This is a genomic window from Aporhodopirellula rubra (assembly GCF_014192335.1).
Classification (GTDB): Bacteria; Planctomycetota; Planctomycetia; order Pirellulales; family Pirellulaceae; genus Rhodopirellula; species Rhodopirellula rubra.
Map to the genome: position 1 here is coordinate 141,442 of NZ_JACHXU010000009.1, position 17,023 is coordinate 158,464.

Genomic DNA, 17,023 nt, shown 5'->3' on the forward strand with positions numbered 1-17,023 from the left:
GAAACGGAATCCCCGCCGGTGCAGCGAGACACCCAGATCAGTCAGGCATTGGGCGGCGCATGTGCTCATACGCGCCAGGCGTCGCCAATCGGCCACGACGGGTGCGGACCAGCAACTCGCTACGCAACAGGAACGGTTCGACTTCGTCTTCGAGCGTATCGCCACTGACGTTCATCGTATGAGCGATCGCGTCGAGACCAGCGGGACCGCCCAAAAAGACTCGCATCAGAGTGTCGAGATAATTGCGATCCTGTTTATCGAGGCCGAGCGCATCGATCCCAATCATGTCTAGCGCCGCACGCGTGATCTCCTGATCAACTTTTCCGCCGGCTTTGCTTTGGGCGTAATCACGAACCCAAAGCAATCGATTGTTCGCTAACCGCGGCGTGCTGCGAGACCTCGCCGCGATGACGGCGGCCGATGGATCGTCGACTTTGATTGACAACTTCTTCGCGTTGCGGTGAACGATCTCGGACAACTCTTCGCGGGTGTACCAACCGAGATGCTCGCGAATTTGGAATCGATCACGCAGCGGCGCGCTCAACATCCCCGCTCGCGTGGTCGCGCCGATAAGCGTGAAAGGCTTCAGCTCGAGATTGAGGGTCCGGGCGTTCACACCGTCGCCGAGAACAACGTCGATGCGATAGTCCTCCATCGCGGTGTAGAGGTATTCTTCGACCGCTTTGGGAACACGGTGAATTTCGTCAATAAACAACACCGAGCCCTCCGAAACGTTTGTCAGGTAGGGCAGCAGGTCCTTCGGAGCTCGCAGTCCGGCACCGTTGGCCATTTGCACGGTGGTGTTCATTTCCGCCGGGATGACGGTCGCGAATGTCGTCTTGCCGAGACCGGGCGGCCCGTCGAAAAGGATATGTCCGAGCGGTTCGCCACGCGATTGAGCGGCGTCGATCGCGATTTTCAACCGTTCGATCACATCGCGTTGGCCGACCATTTCGTCCATCCGGCGGGGACGCAGCTTGACGTCAACTTCCGCGCGTGGACGTGATTCGTCGCCGCTGGCGGTCGCGGGTGGCGCACCCGGTGGCTTCCCAGGCGGACGTTTTGCATTCGTCTCGCCCCCGGAGGGATTTTGCGAGTCAAGCGCATTGCCGCGCCGTTCGGGGTCGGATTGTTGGTAAATTGCTTCACGTGCCATCGTGGATTCCGTCGAGCTATCTCTCAAACAAGTGCGATCTGCTGAGTTCACTGTAGCGGTCGAGAACCCATCGGTGGTAGTTCAGTTCGCTGCCGCGCGGCGTTCTCACTTGAGAAAACTGCGTAAATTGCCATGTATTTGAGTGCCAGAATGATGCCGGAATCCTCGTCGGACCAGCCCACCGCAACCAACCGTCCCGATAAATCGGCGAGCGGCCCCCCAGCCGCAGACATGTCCGACCCACAATGGATCGCCAAATACGAGCCCTATTTGAGAATGCTCGCTCGGACTCACATGCGTGCCGCCTATCGGGCCAAAATCGGGGCGTCCGACATCGTCCAACAGGCCATGCTGCAAGCCGTCGGAGCGATCGACCAATTCCGCGGCGGGACCGAAGCGGAACTGAGAGCGTGGCTGCGACAGATTCTCGTCCGGCAAATCTGCCATCTCGATCGAGACCTCCATCGTGACAAACGCGACGTCCGGCGAGAGCGGTCCATGGAGCAAAAACTCGCGCAATCGTCCATGCGACTCGAGGGACTGCTGGCCGCTGACCAAGCAACACCGAGCCAAGTTGCGATTGTCGGCGAAAACGTCACCGCCCTCGCTGCCGCGGTCGAACGCCTGCCCGACGGACAGCGACAAGCGATCGAACTGCATTATCTCGAAGGCCTCAAATTAGCCGAAGTCGCTGAAGCGCTCGGAAAGACAACCGGAGCCGTCGCGGGACTGCTCCACCGGGGCATGAAACAACTCCGATCAGACTGGGAATCGTCACAACAAGGCTCGACCGGAGGCGGGGCATCGTGACCGACAAACAAAGTGAACCTCGCGACGACGAAGAACTCAACAGTGATGATCTCCACGATGAAACGGCGGACGTGGAGCACGCGGACCAAACGGCACCGGAAAACACCGCACCCGATTCTGATGATGGGTCCGAGTCCAATGATGAGCCCGACGACGACGTTGAACACGCATTCGTGAACGAACCCGAGGACGAATACGAACCGGAAGACGACTTCGAAGATGACGAGGACGCATTCTCGCTCGAGGAACTCGGTGCGGCCTACAAACATATTGTTGCGAAATCAGATTCCGACGACGGTAGCGAAGCGATTCAGACCGGCGAAGTCCTTCAACGTGAACAACTGATCGCGGCTCAAGCGGTCGATCAGAGCGAACCGGAATCGGATCCGTCCGAAGCCCCTGATGATGATGTTGAAACAGAGGCAACGACATCGGAAGACGAACCCGAAAGCGCCGCCACTCCCGAAGCGATTATCGAAGCCGCGCTGTTTGTGGGACATCCCAACGGACATGGAATCACGGCAGCACGATTGGCATCGATCATGCGTGGGATGACCCCAGAAGAAGTGATCGAAACGATCGACACGCTCAACGAGTCCTACCGAACTCACCGACAGGGGATCCGCATCGCACAAGATGATTCAGGCTATCGCCTGATCGTGGCCCCCGAGGTCGAGTCGATCCGCCACGTCTTTACCGGCAAGGTCCGTGAAACGAGGCTCAGCCAAGGGGCGATCGAAGTGCTCTCGCTCGTCGCCTATCAACCGGGGATCACCGCCGTCGAATGCACCGACAAACGCGGGCGCGACAGCGGCCCGTTGCTAAACCAAATGGTCCGTCGACGCTTGATCGAAATGCGCCGTGAACCGGAAGAAGAACCGGCCAAACCCAAACCACCGGCCGTAGCGACGATCGATCCGGACGAAGCGGGCGGAACATCCGACGCGTCAGAGACATCCGACGCCCCCGAGTCAATTGACGCCCCTGCAAAACCGAGCAAGAAAAGGCCTAAACCCAAACTGGTCTCGAAATTCTATCCCGCTGAGCGGCTACTCGTTTTACTAGGGCTGGAATCACTCGACGACCTTCCTCAGGTCGAAGAAGTGCACCTCGAGTAGTTCCCGCGGAGCTGATGCAACGCGACTCATGGTATGAGTCGCGTTTTGCTTGATGATGCTGTACCGGGAGGGGTATCCCCGCCGAGTGATACGATCTCGTAACTGATGTCGAAACGACTGCCCGCTCAGCAATCCGCTTCGATCAACTGCCAACTGCCCGCGTCGGTCTCAACCTTCCAGATATCCGGCATCGCTTCGTCGTTCAGATGGGCAGCAACGAGGCTCGCCATCGGATCCGGAATCACGAACGCCACGACTTGGTTGCGGCTCTTACGCAGCACACGATTGATCGCTTTCATCACACGGGTGGCCGCAACGTCGAGCGACTCGCCTCCCGGTGGGCAGACCGTTTCCGGATTCTCCGCACCACTTCGGTAGAGCCGAGGTTGGTTTCGACGAATCTCGTCAATCAGTTTGCCATGCCACAGGCCATGATCGATGTTGCGAAAACCGTCAATCATCTTCGGACGCAGATCGCGGCCTTCGACGAGAACGGCAGCCGTTTCACCCGCGGATTCGCAGGGTGCGTGATAGACAGCGTCGAGGCGAATTCCCGCCAATTCTTCGGCAAGGTTTTCTACTTGTTCGCGACCACGCTCGCACAGCGGCATGTCCAGCGAACCCTTCATGCGGCCCTGTTCATCAAATGTCGTTGCGCCCGGGCGAATCAAAATCACACGCGATCGTGCTGCAGATCGAAGAGAGATCACCGTGAACCTCCGTTTGCAGACATCATCGCGTCGTTCAATTCCGAAACCGCAACGGTGTAATCGTCGCTCGAAATGATCGCCGATCCGACAACAAACAAATCGCAACCGGCTTCGCGAGCCGCACCGATGGTGGAGAGATTGATTCCGCCATCGATTTCCAACAAAAGCTCAGGGTAGCGTGAGCGCAGTTCACGAATCCGATCGATCGCGACCGGGTTGAACGTTTGGCCGCCAAAGCCCGCTTCCACACTCATCACCAAAACCATGTCGACGCTGTCCAGACACACATCGAGTTCGCTCAGTGGCGTGCCGGGGTTGATCGCAACGCCAACGCCCACACCGAGGTCGCGAACTTTGCCAGCCACCTCGACGGGATCTTTCACCGCTTCGACGTGAAATGTCAGCATGTCAGCGCCCGCATCCACCATCGGTTTGGCGTACGTCACCGGATCGCTGATCATCAAATGAACGTCCAGCGGCATATCCGTGTGTCGCCGCAGGCCTTCGACGATCGGCATGCCGAACGTGAGATTAGGAACGAAGTGGCCATCCATCACATCGAGATGAAGGATTTCAGTGCCCGCCTCGCGCAGCCGATCGACCTCGGCCATCAGATTGCCAAAATCGCAATTCAGCACGCTCGGCAAAATTGCCGGGCCGGCTCCACGAATCGAATCGAGCTTGGCTCGGTTCATAAGGTCCATTCCAACGAGGATCGAAACCACTGATCAAATGAAAAACACCCAACCGACGACGTAAAACCAGAAGCCTGGTGTGGGGACGCCTTCGGCAGACACCTTTCAATCAGTGTTTTGAGAGTCCACGGACACCGCCGCGGCATGTGAACACAGGTATACCTGTGCGCATTGCGTTGCCTCTCATCTGACACCGGCACGATTGCCGATCGTCGCGACCAAGATTGGGCAGAGACCGGTGCGTTGTCAATCGCTTGATTTTTCACGCCGGAGCCCGGAAGTCGATAGAGTTCAGCTTCACCTCGCAAATTCACGGTTTGCGTGGAAACGAAAATGTCGATTCGGTAAAAAAAGACGCCGCTAAAATTCTCATATCTTTCGAGAACCGAACACGTCCATCGGCATGATAGGTGGGCGTGCCTCAAGCCGACCTGAGCCGCAACAGAGACATTGATACAAGATTCGTTAGGACATTCACCCTTGGGAGATAACGCTCCACAGGGTATACCTACGAGGAAACAACCTCATACAACTGATCGGCGGTGGATTCTCCCGCCGATTCCAATCGGATTTTCTATCCCCATGCCCGATAATTGGAACATTCTCGCCAGCCTCCTGGGTACACCACGTCCCCCGGAACCGGTCGAAACCACTCCGGACGAGCCTCAAGAAGCGTCCCCAGCAGTGAAAAATGAAACTGCTGAAGAAACCACCACCGAGCAAGCCAAAGTCGACGACGTCGAGCCCGCCAGCACCGAATCCAATGAGTCCAGCCGCTCGAGCCTGCGTTCATCGCACTCGGTGTCCTCGACCGAATCTGACGAGCCTGCTGCGGAAACAAAATCAGACGTCGACGTGCTCGAAGCTCTGACCGCGGTCCAACCGCCGCCGAAATTGCCCGGATTCGGACTGCCCGATGACGAACCGGTTGCTGCCCCGGCGAAAGCCGCCACGCCGGCCAAAGCCGAAACCGCCGGTTTCGGTTCCGCCGAAGCCGATATTTCCGAACGTGAATCCCAACTCAGCGCCGGACGCCGGTCTGAATCACGCTCACGGCGTGAACCAGACGACTCCCGCGGTGGATCTCGTGGTTCAAGTCGCCCGTCGCGGCGATCGGGCGGATCGAGTTTTGCCGACGGCCTCGGAGTCGTCTCGCCAGACGATGATGATGACGCTCAAGAGGACGAGGTGTTCGGTTTCGTCGACGACGACAACGTTGCCGACGAAGAAGAAACCAACGAAGTGGAGGCACGTCGCCCTGCTTCGCGTGAAGAACGTTCATCCGAAGGCGATCGCGACGAGTCACCTCGCACCGCACCAAATTCACGCCGTCGCGGACGCCGCGGTCAACGACAACGCATGTCCGAAAGCGACGTCGTCGACACTCCGGCCGACGAAGAATCAGCCGACCGCCCACGCGGCCGCGTTGAGAAATCCGACGATGACGACTCCCGATCACGTTCGCGAGGACGCTCCCGCCGGGGAGGCCCGCGCGACGACGAGAAAGCCTCCGAAGACCGCGGCCGAAGCGGTCGCAGCCGAGGACGTGGCCGCGGACGCGACGAAGAGGACGACTTTGGCGCAACCGTCGTTGCGAAAGAATCGTCCGAACCGAAGGAAAAGGACGCCGAATCGGACTCCAACGACTCACCTCGTCGATCCCGACGTGGTCGAGGCGGACGACGCGGCGAACCTCGTCGCGGTGAACGCGAAAACGCCAGCCAACCTGCTGCACGAAATCGCGGACCGGCAATCGACGATGAAGACGGCGATGACGGATTCGCAGCCGACCTATTCGACGACTTTGACTCCGACGACAGCCCTGCGGATGACTTCGGCTCAGAATCCAACAGCCCACGCTCGTCAACTCGCAGCGAAAACGAGGATGACGATGGCCCTCGCGCCGGACGTCGGTCGCGACGTGGCGGTCGACGCCGAGGACGACGCGGCTCCGGCGCGTCCGAATCGAGCGATGCAGAGACGACCGCGCGAGCGAAAAAGCCATCTGACGACCTCCCTCGCTCGGCATTCGACGATGACCTCGAAGATGACGAAGAAGTCGAAGTGATTCGACGGGGACGCGCCGAATCGAAAGATCGCTCGCGCGACGACGAAGGCGGTGGACGCGAGCGTTCTCGCCGAGGCGGCAGAGGCCGTGGCCGAGATCGCGATTCGCGAGATCGTGACTCCCGCTCCGACAGCGGCGCCGCGGGACAAGACTTCCCCACATGGAACACCATCGTTAACACCATGGTCGACAAAAACCTCAGCGGTCGACGCGGAGGAGGAGGCGGCAGCCCACGAGGCGGTGGAAGCGGTGGCGGACGCGGCAACTCGTCGAACGGCTCTCGAGGCCGACGACGCTAAAATCCCGATCCGATTTATAGAAAACCAGTAACGATCCATAATCAATTTGCAAGGAACTCTACGACGTGTTTAAGAATTTTTGTCCTCAAGCCCTCGGTATCAACGGTCGCCAAAGTGAACTCATCGAATTGGCGCTGACCTATGCCTTCCGCGGCATGGATATCGACATGCACGACATGCTTCGTCGATCACAACGCTCCTCATTCGAAGACGCTTCGAAATACCTGAAGGCAGCGGACATTCGCATCGGAACCTTCACGCTGGCACTCAATCTTGATGCCGACGACGATGCGTTCGCAGCGAGCGTGGCAACACTGCACCCGCTCAGCGAAATCGCTCAACAACTCGAAGTGGACCGCGCCCTCATCCGCGTTCCTGCAGCAACCGACCGATTGCCGTTCAACGAATTTTTCGAAGTTCAACGCAATCGAATCGGCCAAATCGCAGACGTCCTCGGATCACGTGACATCAAACTCGGCGTCGGATTCCGTGCCGGCAAAGAGCACACTGAAGGCAAACAGTTCCCATTCATCTCGAAAGTCGAGACCTTCCGCGCCCTCGTCGACGCGATTCCAAACGTTGGATACCTCATCGACACTTGGGACTGGGTTGTCGGCGAAGGTGCCATGGATCAATTCAGCGAAATCCCAGGCGATAAAATTGTCGCCGTGCGTTTGGGATCGATTCCTGAAGACATCGAACCAAGTGCCGCCACCACGCACGACCGCATCCTGCCTGAACTCAACGGCCCGCTCGATCACGTCAAAGTGGTCAAGCACCTCGATGAAGGTGACTTCGCAGGACCGATCAGCCCAACCGCGTCGACGCTGCAGTACAAAGGCCAAACTCGCGAATTCCTCGTGCAGAAGGCTCAAGAAGCGATCGATGCGATCTGCAAAGAAGCCGGCCTGACCGTCGCACCGTTGCCGATGGACCTCATCGAAGACATCCCTTACGAACCGACTCCGATGATCTAATCGGATCGGATTGGAGCCAGTGCTGCGTGACAGCAGAGAACGAGGGTGAAGGCCGCACCGAATATCATCAAGAAATTCGGTAAACAACCAGACCACGGAAATTCTTGACGAGTTCCGTTACCCTAAAATGAAGCTGTGACCTACCACGAGGCTGCAATTGGATGACACCACCAATCGAGGGAACTCCTGCTTCCGCGACGTGGCAACCAACGGCGGAAACTCATTGATCGCCACGCCCGACGGGCGTGGCACTACTAGATGCACTGTTTGAGAATCATTCGATGAGCGAAGCGGAACCTGATCTCCTGACCCAACTCGGCGGAACCGAAGGGCTACGGCGAGTCGTTGACGAAATGTACGTTCGCGTCCTCGCCGATAAAGACCTCAGCCATTTCTTCGAAGGTGTCGAAATGGACACGCTCGTGCGAATGCAGACCGAGTTCATGGCGTCGATCACATCCGGCGACATTGCTTACACCGGCGCCGACCTGACCCGCGTCCATAAAGGACGAGGCATCACCCGGCAACACTTCTCTCAGTTCGTCGGTCACTTCACGTCAGCCCTGCAATCACACGGCGTGACTCCCCATGCCATCGACCAGGTGCTCGGAAAACTCGCGATGTACAGCGACAAGATTACCGGCACGACTAACGTCGACGGCTAACGCTCGCTGCGTGACTGCCGAAGCACTCCCGCCATGCGATCACGGCGTGATTTCCACCGGGCTATCGCGTGAGATCACCTCATGCGAACACGACGACCGGGCCAACACCTCGCCTCGCAGCGTTTGGCCTGACAGCGGACCACCGAGCGGATGACTCCTCGCGACACGGTCTTGCGCTGACAACAAGACGGCGTCACTGAAAACATCAAAGCATTTCAAACGATAGTGCGCCCGACCGCGGTAGCTTCACTCGCCAAAATTCAGCCCCCTGAAGCCTGACGAAATCGGCTACGTCTTTATAAAAATTGCTCTCGGTTTCAGATCGCGTGCGCCTCGGCACAATCAGCACCGACACACACCACCCCGCGCATCGTTCAACCGATGAATTAGCAAACGACCGGAAGCACGTTGACCAACCGCACTGGCCGGAGCCTAATCGAATCTTCATGCGTTTGAGGAAACAGCGCGTACGCGTGTTCGATACGCTAAAACTTGATTACGCTCTCTCGCCCCTTTTCGTCCCGCGGTGGCGTCGTGCGACAACATCGCAATGGCCTAGCCGAAGCTTACTACCGTTTCACCAATCAATCCCCGTACATTCCCCGCCATACACCACGTGCGCCACACACACACCACGCGCGACACCTTGCAACCTCAGCCCCCACTGCCTTGACACCACCGGATGCTGCCCGCAGCGAGACACCTCGCCGTGACCGTCTTTTCGCTGGGCACATGATTTGCTGATGTTGTGCCACTCATCCCCAATCCATCCTCTGTTGAGTTGCCATGACCTTCTTGCCTGCTATTACTCGGCCGCGGGAATCCGCCGCGTTAACGACAGACACGCCCGTCAAGCACGCCAATCAATACGCCACCACGCCTGATGTTCGAACACCGTTCGCAACTGATGTCATCGAAGGCCTTTCACAGCAGCGCAAACGCCTGCACTGCAAACATCTTTACGATCGTCGTGGGTCTCAACTGTTCGACAATATCTGCGAACTACCTGAGTACTATCCGACGCGCACCGAACTGGCGATCATGCATCGTTACGCCGACGCGATGGCCGAGCAGATCGGCCCCAATGCGGCACTCGTTGAACTGGGCAGCGGCAGCAGCCAAAAAACTCGCGTGCTGCTGGATCATTTGCGTGAACCAACCGCCTACCTTCCCGTCGACATCTCACGTGGTCATCTCCTCGAAACCGCCGACAAACTGAGACGCGAGCATCCCGGCCTCAACATTCAACCAATCGTCGCTGACTTCACCCAACCCATCGAATTGCCGTCCTCACTGGCCACCGAAAAGGTGTGTGTCTACTTTCCCGGATCGACGATCGGTAACCTAGAACCGCACGACGCAGTAAAACTACTCAAGAACATCGCCAAACTCGCTGGCAACGAGGCCGGGCTGTTGATCGGGTTCGACCTGCAAAAAGACCATGATGTTCTGCACGCCGCCTACAACGATTCACAGGGCGTCACGGCGGCCTTCAACCTAAACCTGCTACACCGAATCAACCGCGAAGCGAACGGCAACTTGATCGTCGATCAGTTCAGTCACCATGCGATCTACAATGCATCCAAAGGGCGAATTGAAATCTCAATCGAGAGCAAAACCGATCAGACTGCACGTATCGCGGGTCAAGAATTTCACTTCTCAAAAGGTGAGCTAATTCACACAGAATACTCTCACAAGTACACACAAGAAGGATTCGCCAACATGGCCGCTTCCGCCGGCCTGACAACCAAGAATGTTTGGACGGATCCTCGTGACTGGTTCGCTGTGAACTATTTGGAATCGAAACATGGCAACTGACGTCCGCTCGTCGCAAAGAACACCCGCGGTATCGAACAACGCAAAAACACCCTCGTTGATGGATTCGACCCTCGATCGATACAAATGCGTTCGCGACCTTAGCACCCAAATTGCAGAGCCTCTGTCACCCGAAGACTGCGCCATGCAAACGATGCCCGACGTCAGCCCAACCCGCTGGCACCTGGCCCACACGACTTGGTTTTTCGAAACTTTCCTACTGAAAGAACGCCCCGGATACCACCCCTTCAACACCAGTTTCGAACGCCTCTTCAACTCGTATTACAACTCTGTCGGGCAGCCATTTCCTCGCCACCGACGAGGGCATCTTTCTCGCCCGGGACTAGATGAAACGCTTCAATACCGACAACACGTTGACAACCTGGTGAGCGAACTCATTGATTCGGACACCCTGAGCGACGCACAACTGTCCGTGATCGAACTCGGCCTCAATCACGAACAACAACACCAGGAACTGATGCTCACCGACATCAAACACGTGCTGGCATCTAACCCATTGCAACCGACTTACATCGCCGATGGCGTCGCTCCGGTTGACGCAACGAACGCACCGCCGCTGCAATGGAATTCCTCGGATGAAACCATCGTCGAGGTCGGGCATGACGGCAACGGTTTCGCCTATGACAACGAAAGCCCACGACACCGTGAACTCATTCACCCTCACAAGATCGCGTCACGGTGCGTGACCAACCGTGAATACTTGGATTTCATCGACGACGGCGGTTACCGACAACCTGAACACTGGCTGTCGATGGGATGGGACGCAGTCAATCAGCATGCTTGGGACGCACCGCTTTACTGGATATCGCAAGACGGAAACTGGCAGCAGTTCACACTTTCGGGCGTTCGCCCGCTCCACCTGGACGAACCCGTTTGTCATGTGAGCTACTTCGAAGCCGACGCGTTTGCACGGTGGAGCGGCAAGCGATTACCGACCGAATTCGAATGGGAACACGCCGCGTCGGGCAACGCAATCGGCGATGTTTTCTGTGATAAACTCATGCAGTCGGGCAGTGCCATTCACCCTCGCGTGACCGGCGACAGCGATTTCCTCGGGAACGTTTGGGAATGGACGGCGAGCCAATACATGCCATACCCAGGATACCGACCCGTTGCAGGTGCCCTCGGTGAGTACAACGGGAAGTTCATGTGCAACCAATTCGTGCTCCGGGGCGGCTCCTGCGCAACATCGTCGGACCACATTCGATTGAGCTACCGAAACTTCTTCCCACCCGACGCCCGCTGGCAATTTAGCGGCATCCGCTTGGCTCAGTAACAGCGTTCCGCTGAAGCCAGCGTCTGCTTCCTCAAATGAGAAGCTAAAGGCGACGAGCTACCGAGAAGAAGCTCAGCACCAAAGCAGACCGATTCACAGCCATTTGCGGCGTCGAAAAAGCCGAATTTGTCACCGATTCGGCGACAAGGATTCATTCGAAGTCCTACTTAGAAAAGCTGATCTCCAGCCGAAACATCGATTCGCCGCGAACCTCCTTCGTACTGCTTCTGTCATAGGGACATCCTCCCGCGACGCGTGTGCATTAAGCCCCGACCTAAATGGCAGGCCGCACGACGAGCACGATGCGAGCGAGAATTGCTGTTGCAAAGCTTCGAATTCCCAAACGACAGACTCGTCCCCGATTCAACTTCCAGATAATCGCTCCCATGGACACGACTCATCAAATGCTCGATGTCACCGGGCCGGCAACGGCTACGTTGTCTGTAGGTGATTCGATGAGTCCGATCACCGTGATTGGGACCGAGTCGATTCGTGAATCGTTTGGGCCGCAAACATACCAACAGGCAATCAACAGCCGACTCGCACCTGGCGTCTCTCGCGTTGTGCTCAACCCGGACGCGCATGTCGGCTACGGCGCGCCGGTGGGCTGTGTGATGGTATCGCCGACGCACGTTTACCCCGGTCCTGTAGGCGTCGATATCAAATGCTCGATGAGCTTGCTGCAAACGGATCTCCCTGCCGATGCGATTGAGGAACATACCGTTCGCCGGAAACTGATCAAAGCAATCGCCAAACGCGTTCCGACTGGCGCCGGACGCGGACAACGCCATGTCCCAAAGGCTCGCAGCGTGGACGGTTCGCTCGGCTTTCGCGTTGCCACCGAAGGCGCGTCCAAAATGGTCCTGAAGAAACTTGGGATCCCCAAAGCGTGGGCTGATCGATGCGAAGACGCCTACCACACTGCCGCCGACGGGACTTCCGATTCCCTTGCGGCGAGATTGGAGTGGATGGGACGAGACAGGGACAAGCTCAATCGAATCGAGAGCAAGTACCGGCAACTGGGCAGCTACGGCGGCGGCAACCACTTCGGTGAAGCCGAGGTAGTCCAGGTGTCTCAAGATCCGCACGCCCGACAGATCGCAGAGCAGATCGGTTTGCGACACAACCATGTTGCGTTTCTTTCGCACTGCGGCTCCCGCGGATTCGGCCACGATCTCGCGATGGGGCAATTCCGTGCTTTGAAATCAAGCTTCCAAAAACAAGGTCTCGCTTTCCCTGCCGGCGACCCGCAACTCGTTTACGCCGAGGCCGATTCGCCCGAAGGACGACTGTACCTCAGCGACATGGCGATGGGGGCTAATTTTGCCACGGTGAATCACCTGCTGATCAATGCCTTGGTACTGGAGTCATTCCGAGATGTGTTCCCCGGCATTCGCGGTGAATTGATCTACTTCATCAGTCACAATATTGTCCGTCGCGAACCCATCGACGGACAAACGCAATGGGTACATCGCAAAGGAGCCACGCGAGCCTTACCGGCAGGCCACTCACAACTCGTCGGCACCGAGTTCGAACACACGGGACACCCGATCCTGTTGCCCGGCAACCCACGCGACGGGTCGAGCGTGATGGTTGCTCGTCCAGGCGCAGCATTGTCCGCCTTCAGCGTCAACCACGGCGCGGGCCGACAGATGAGTCGCACGAAAGCAAAGAAAAACCTTTCGCAAACGACAATCGATCAAGACCTGCTTGATCACGACATTGTCAGTAACTGCCGGGTGTACCCGCGAGACGAAGCCCCCGATGCATACAAGGACTTTCGCGAAGTGCTCGACAGCGTGGTGGGAGCCGATTTGGCGATGGAGGTCGCACGCCTGAAGGCGAAGTTCGTGCTCAAAGACGGTGCACCGGCAGACGATTGACGCCGCTGCTACGGACGAGGCGGCGGGCGTGAAGACCAACACGTTTCAAATGATGACGTGCCCGTTCACCGTGGCTGGGCTTGCGAAAGCTCGCTCCACCGTCTGGTGACGGTGGCTACAGTTCGAATTGGCTACAGATAGCAAACGATGTCGCCGGTTGCCTGCGGTGCCGAATGCCGATCACGACGAATCGGCACGCGACTATGCCTGGCGTTTACGATTGGCCCTTGTAGGCGCGGTCGACATATTTAGTGTCGATACTTCCACCGAGGAACGCCTCGTCCTTCAAGATCCACTCGTGGAACGGAACCGTCGTCGAAATGCCTTCGATTTGAAGTTCCTTGAGGGCCCGAAGCATCGTCGCGATTGCCATTTCACGCGTCGGACGATGAACAATCAACTTGCCGATCATCGAATCGTAGTACGGCGGAACGGTGTATCCCGTCGTCACATGGGAATCGAATCGGACGCCCAGTCCGCCCGGGGCGAACATCGATTGAATTTTGCCGGGACACGGCTGGAAATTCTTCGTCGGATCTTCCGCGTTGATACGGCACTCGATCGCAACGCCGCTGCAGGTCAGGTCTGACTGCTGGAACGACAGCTTTTCTCCCGCCGCAACGCGGATCTGCTCTTGGATCAGGTCGACGCCGGTAACCATTTCGGAAACCGGATGCTCGACTTGGATCCGCGCGTTGACTTCGATGAAGTAAAAGTTGTAATCCTTGTCGACGATAAACTCGACCGTTCCCGCACCTGCGTAGTCGGCCCCTTTGATCATGCGAACAGCGGCATCACAAATCGCTTCGCGGCGTTCTTGAGGCAGGTCGGGGCTCGGGGCCTCTTCGACGAGCTTCTGGTGACGACGCTGGACACTGCAGTCACGTTCGAAAAGGTGACACACGTTGCCGTGCGTGTCGGCGATTACCTGGACTTCGATGTGGCGAGGCTGCTGGACGAATTTTTCCAGATACACGCCGCCATTTCCGAACGCTGCGATCGCCTCGTTACGGGCCGCTTCGAGCTGGCTGACCAAAACGTCTTCGGTTTCGGCGACACGCATCCCTTTACCGCCACCACCCGCGGTGGCTTTGATTAGGACAGGGAAACCGATTTCCCGGGCGACTTCGGCCGCACGTTCGAAATCGGCAATCAGTCCGTCACTGCCTGGCACGACAGGAACGTTCTGAGCGACGGCCATCGAACGGGCGGTGTTCTTATCACCGAGCTTTTCCATCGCGGTAGGCGAGGGGCCGATGAATTCAAAACCGCTGCTGCGACACATCTCGTTGAACTGAGCGTTCTCGGCGAGGAATCCGTAGCCCGGGTGAATCGCATCAACGCCCGCGACTTCGGCGGCGGCAATGATTTGGTCGATCTTCAGATAGCTGTCGGAACTGCGAGTGGTCCCGACGCATAAAGCACGGTCGGCCAGACGGACATGCATCGAGTCCGCATCGGCTTGGCTGTAAACCGCGACAGATTCGATACCCATCTCACGACAAGCACGAATGATTCGCAGGGCGATTTCGCCTCGGTTGGCGATCAGGATACGTTGAAACATCGCTTAGCCACCGGTTTGGATGCGGAAGAGCGGTTTACCAAAATCGACGGGCTCCTGATCGCTGACCAGCACCTCAACGATCTTACCGCTGCATTCGGCCGGAATTTCGTTGAACACTTTCATGGCTTCGACGATGCAAACCACGGTGTCTTCGCTGACCGAATCACCGACTTTGACAAACGCCGGAGCTTCCGGGTTCGCTCGGGCGTAGAACGTCCCGACCATTGGCGAATTGATGGTGATCGTTCCTGCCGGTGGTGCGGCGGCGGCTCCGCCTGCGGCAGCCGCAGGTGGGGCCGATGGCGCGGCCGGAGCAGGGGCTGCTGGAGCCGGAGCGTAGGCGGCGGGTGCAGCGACCGCGGGCTGCGATCCGCCACGGGTCAACCGGATTCGGTCGTCGGATTGCTGCAAATCCACTTCGCTCAATTCGTGTTGCTCCATCAGCTCAACGATTTGGCGGATGCGATCAATATCAAAAACATCGCCGGAACGATTGGATTTTGAGCGATCGCTCTTGGAGGTGGAGCCGCTTTTGGGCGAATCAGCAGTCATGCGAAAGGCCTGAGTTACAAACGTGATTTTGAAGTTCGTGTGTGGGTGACGCGTTGTTTTACATCACGAGCGGGCAATCATCGAGACCCTTGGGAAGGTCGCTGAGGACCTCACATCCGGTGTCGGTGACCAACAGGTCGTCTTCGATGCGAATTCCAAACTCATTGGCGAAATAAACGCCCGGCTCGACCGTCACAACCATTCCCGATTTCAGTGTTTCGGTGGAGGACGGTCCCATCCGTGGATCCTCGTGAATTTGCAATCCGAAACCATGCCCCAGGCCGTGATTGAACGCCTCACCGAGTCCCGCTTTTGCCAGCACAGCGCGTGCCGCCGTGTCCACGGCCACCGCATCGACTCCATCATGAATGGCAGCGATTGCCGCCAACTGAGCCTCCAACACCGCTTCATAAGCCGCTGCGAAACGATCCGAGGTTGGCGACGTTGAGCCGGGACGATGCAGCGTGCGGGTCAAATCGCTGCAATACCCGTCCACCTTCGCGCCCCAATCCATCAGCAGCGTCCGGCAATCACCGAGCGGGATATTGCCAGGGGTATAGTGAGGCAAAGCCCCGTTGGGCTCGGCACCGATGATCGGGTGAAACGAAACCCCCTCGGCTCCGAGGCGACGCATCTCAGCCTCGAGTTCGTAGTAGATTTCACACTCAGTTTTTTTAGGTGAAAAATTCGCAGTCACCTTCGTGAAGGCCTGCTGAGCGACCGAGACGGCCCGGCGGATGGTTGCAATTTCGTCGGCATCCTTGATCGCGCGGAGTTGTTCGACACGCGAAGAGGTTTCCACCCACGTCACGTCCGACAATCGACTTTCCAAATCTCTCAACATCGAAACGTGAACATGATCGGCTTCGAATCCGATGCTTTTCACGTTCGGCATCGACGAAACGACCTCGGCGAGCAGTCCGCCCATCTTCTGACTCGGCGGTCGAATCGCGACGGGCAAATCCGGGCATTCTTGCGCGAGTTGGATCTCATAGCGTCCGTCGGACAAGAGCGTCGCGGAGGCGTCCGGACGGACCAACAACCAAGTGCTGTCGCCGGTGAATCCGCTGAGGTAGCGGACGTTGATTTCACTGTTAACGAGAAGCGCATCGATCTCGAGATCGGCCATCGTTGATGCGAGACGTGCGATTCGGTTGGATTGGTTGTCTTGGGTCATGGGTGGTTTGTCGTTTGCGAATGTCGAAGTTGCAGGCCTCAACGCCACGATCGGACGCATGCCTCAATAGAGCGAACAGGCTAACAACAAATTACGAACAACTCACCGCCCCCGCCGGATCGATCTCGCACAAAATCGTTCTTGGACAGAACGATTGACAATCGATGGGTGCAAGGCCCAAAAGTTGACCTCAAAACGAAAAAAACGCCACAGACGCGAGCGGGCAAGCGTCAGTGG

Annotated in this window: 14 protein-coding genes; 8 read left to right on the plus strand and 6 right to left on the minus strand. The window is 57.6% G+C overall.

Translation table 11 applies throughout. The features are described from left to right. Window positions 1-37 precede the first annotated feature (37 nt). Window positions 38-1,156, minus strand: coding sequence for a Holliday junction branch migration DNA helicase RuvB (gene ruvB / locus FHS27_RS13915; RefSeq protein WP_184305523.1), 1,119 nt, complete (start codon window positions 1,154-1,156; stop codon window positions 38-40). 150 nt (window positions 1,157-1,306) lie between these two features. Here ruvB and FHS27_RS13920 point away from each other — a divergent pair, with 150 nt between their 5' ends. Both FHS27_RS13920 and FHS27_RS31095 read left to right on the plus strand, forming a co-directional pair. Further along, a complete protein-coding gene (locus tag FHS27_RS13920) occupies window positions 1,307-1,966 on the plus strand; it encodes a sigma-70 family RNA polymerase sigma factor (protein WP_246419759.1) in 660 nt (219 codons plus the stop codon). Beyond that, the gene (locus FHS27_RS31095; RefSeq protein ID WP_315854564.1) at window positions 1,963-3,084 is read left to right on the plus strand and encodes an SMC-Scp complex subunit ScpB; all 1,122 of its coding nucleotides are present in this window, start codon (window positions 1,963-1,965) and stop codon (window positions 3,082-3,084) included. The genes FHS27_RS13920 and FHS27_RS31095 overlap by 4 nt, the downstream gene beginning before the upstream one ends. A 125-nt stretch (window positions 3,085-3,209) precedes the next feature. Here the strand turns inward: FHS27_RS31095 and FHS27_RS13930 are convergent, their stop codons facing one another. After that, window positions 3,210-3,794, minus strand: coding sequence for a histidine phosphatase family protein (locus FHS27_RS13930; protein ID WP_044252650.1), 585 nt, complete (start codon window positions 3,792-3,794; stop codon window positions 3,210-3,212). Further along, complete coding sequence (gene rpe / locus FHS27_RS13935) at window positions 3,791-4,489, minus strand: ribulose-phosphate 3-epimerase (RefSeq protein WP_184305524.1); 699 nt, start codon at window positions 4,487-4,489, stop codon at window positions 3,791-3,793. The genes FHS27_RS13930 and rpe overlap by 4 nt, the downstream gene beginning before the upstream one ends. A gap of 582 nt (window positions 4,490-5,071) precedes the next feature. On the opposite strand from rpe, the gene FHS27_RS13940 reads away from it, so the two are divergent. The 6 genes from FHS27_RS13940 (at window position 5,072) to FHS27_RS13965 (ending at window position 13,493) form a co-directional block, all read left to right on the plus strand. Then, window positions 5,072-6,856: a hypothetical protein gene (locus FHS27_RS13940; RefSeq protein WP_221225102.1), complete on the plus strand. Its 1,785-nt coding sequence runs from the start codon at window positions 5,072-5,074 to the stop codon at window positions 6,854-6,856. 65 nt (window positions 6,857-6,921) lie between these two features. Next, window positions 6,922-7,833 carry a TIM barrel protein gene (locus FHS27_RS13945; RefSeq protein ID WP_184305525.1) on the plus strand — a complete coding sequence of 304 codons (912 nt, stop codon included), beginning with the start codon at window positions 6,922-6,924 and terminating at the stop codon, window positions 7,831-7,833. A 281-nt stretch (window positions 7,834-8,114) separates the two neighbouring features. Next, window positions 8,115-8,498: a group I truncated hemoglobin gene (locus FHS27_RS13950; RefSeq protein WP_184305526.1), complete on the plus strand. Its 384-nt coding sequence runs from the start codon at window positions 8,115-8,117 to the stop codon at window positions 8,496-8,498. A gap of 786 nt (window positions 8,499-9,284) precedes the next feature. Continuing rightward, window positions 9,285-10,316 (plus strand): L-histidine N(alpha)-methyltransferase, encoded by a 1,032-nt coding sequence (gene egtD, locus FHS27_RS13955; protein ID WP_184305527.1) that lies wholly within the window; start codon window positions 9,285-9,287, stop codon window positions 10,314-10,316. Then, on the plus strand, window positions 10,306-11,610 hold the full coding sequence (egtB, locus tag FHS27_RS13960) for an ergothioneine biosynthesis protein EgtB (RefSeq protein ID WP_184305528.1): 1,305 nt from the start codon (window positions 10,306-10,308) through the stop codon (window positions 11,608-11,610). Before egtD ends, egtB begins: the two co-directional genes overlap by 11 nt. 386 nt (window positions 11,611-11,996) lie before the next feature. Beyond that, window positions 11,997-13,493, plus strand: a complete 1,497-nt coding sequence (locus tag FHS27_RS13965; RefSeq protein WP_184305529.1) for an RtcB family protein — start codon at window positions 11,997-11,999, stop codon at window positions 13,491-13,493. Between the two features lie 214 nt (window positions 13,494-13,707). Here the strand turns inward: FHS27_RS13965 and accC are convergent, their stop codons facing one another. The 3 genes from accC to FHS27_RS13980 are packed head-to-tail and all read right to left on the minus strand — an operon-like array spanning window position 13,708 to window position 16,786. After that, window positions 13,708-15,057, minus strand: a complete 1,350-nt coding sequence (gene accC, locus FHS27_RS13970; RefSeq protein WP_184305530.1) for an acetyl-CoA carboxylase biotin carboxylase subunit — start codon at window positions 15,055-15,057, stop codon at window positions 13,708-13,710. Between the two features lie 3 nt (window positions 15,058-15,060). Next, entirely contained in the window at window positions 15,061-15,609 is a 549-nt protein-coding gene (accB, locus tag FHS27_RS13975) for an acetyl-CoA carboxylase biotin carboxyl carrier protein (RefSeq protein ID WP_184305531.1), read from the minus strand. A gap of 58 nt (window positions 15,610-15,667) precedes the next feature. Continuing rightward, complete coding sequence (locus FHS27_RS13980; protein ID WP_184305532.1) at window positions 15,668-16,786, minus strand: M24 family metallopeptidase; 1,119 nt, start codon at window positions 16,784-16,786, stop codon at window positions 15,668-15,670. Window positions 16,787-17,023: the final 237 nt, after the last annotated feature.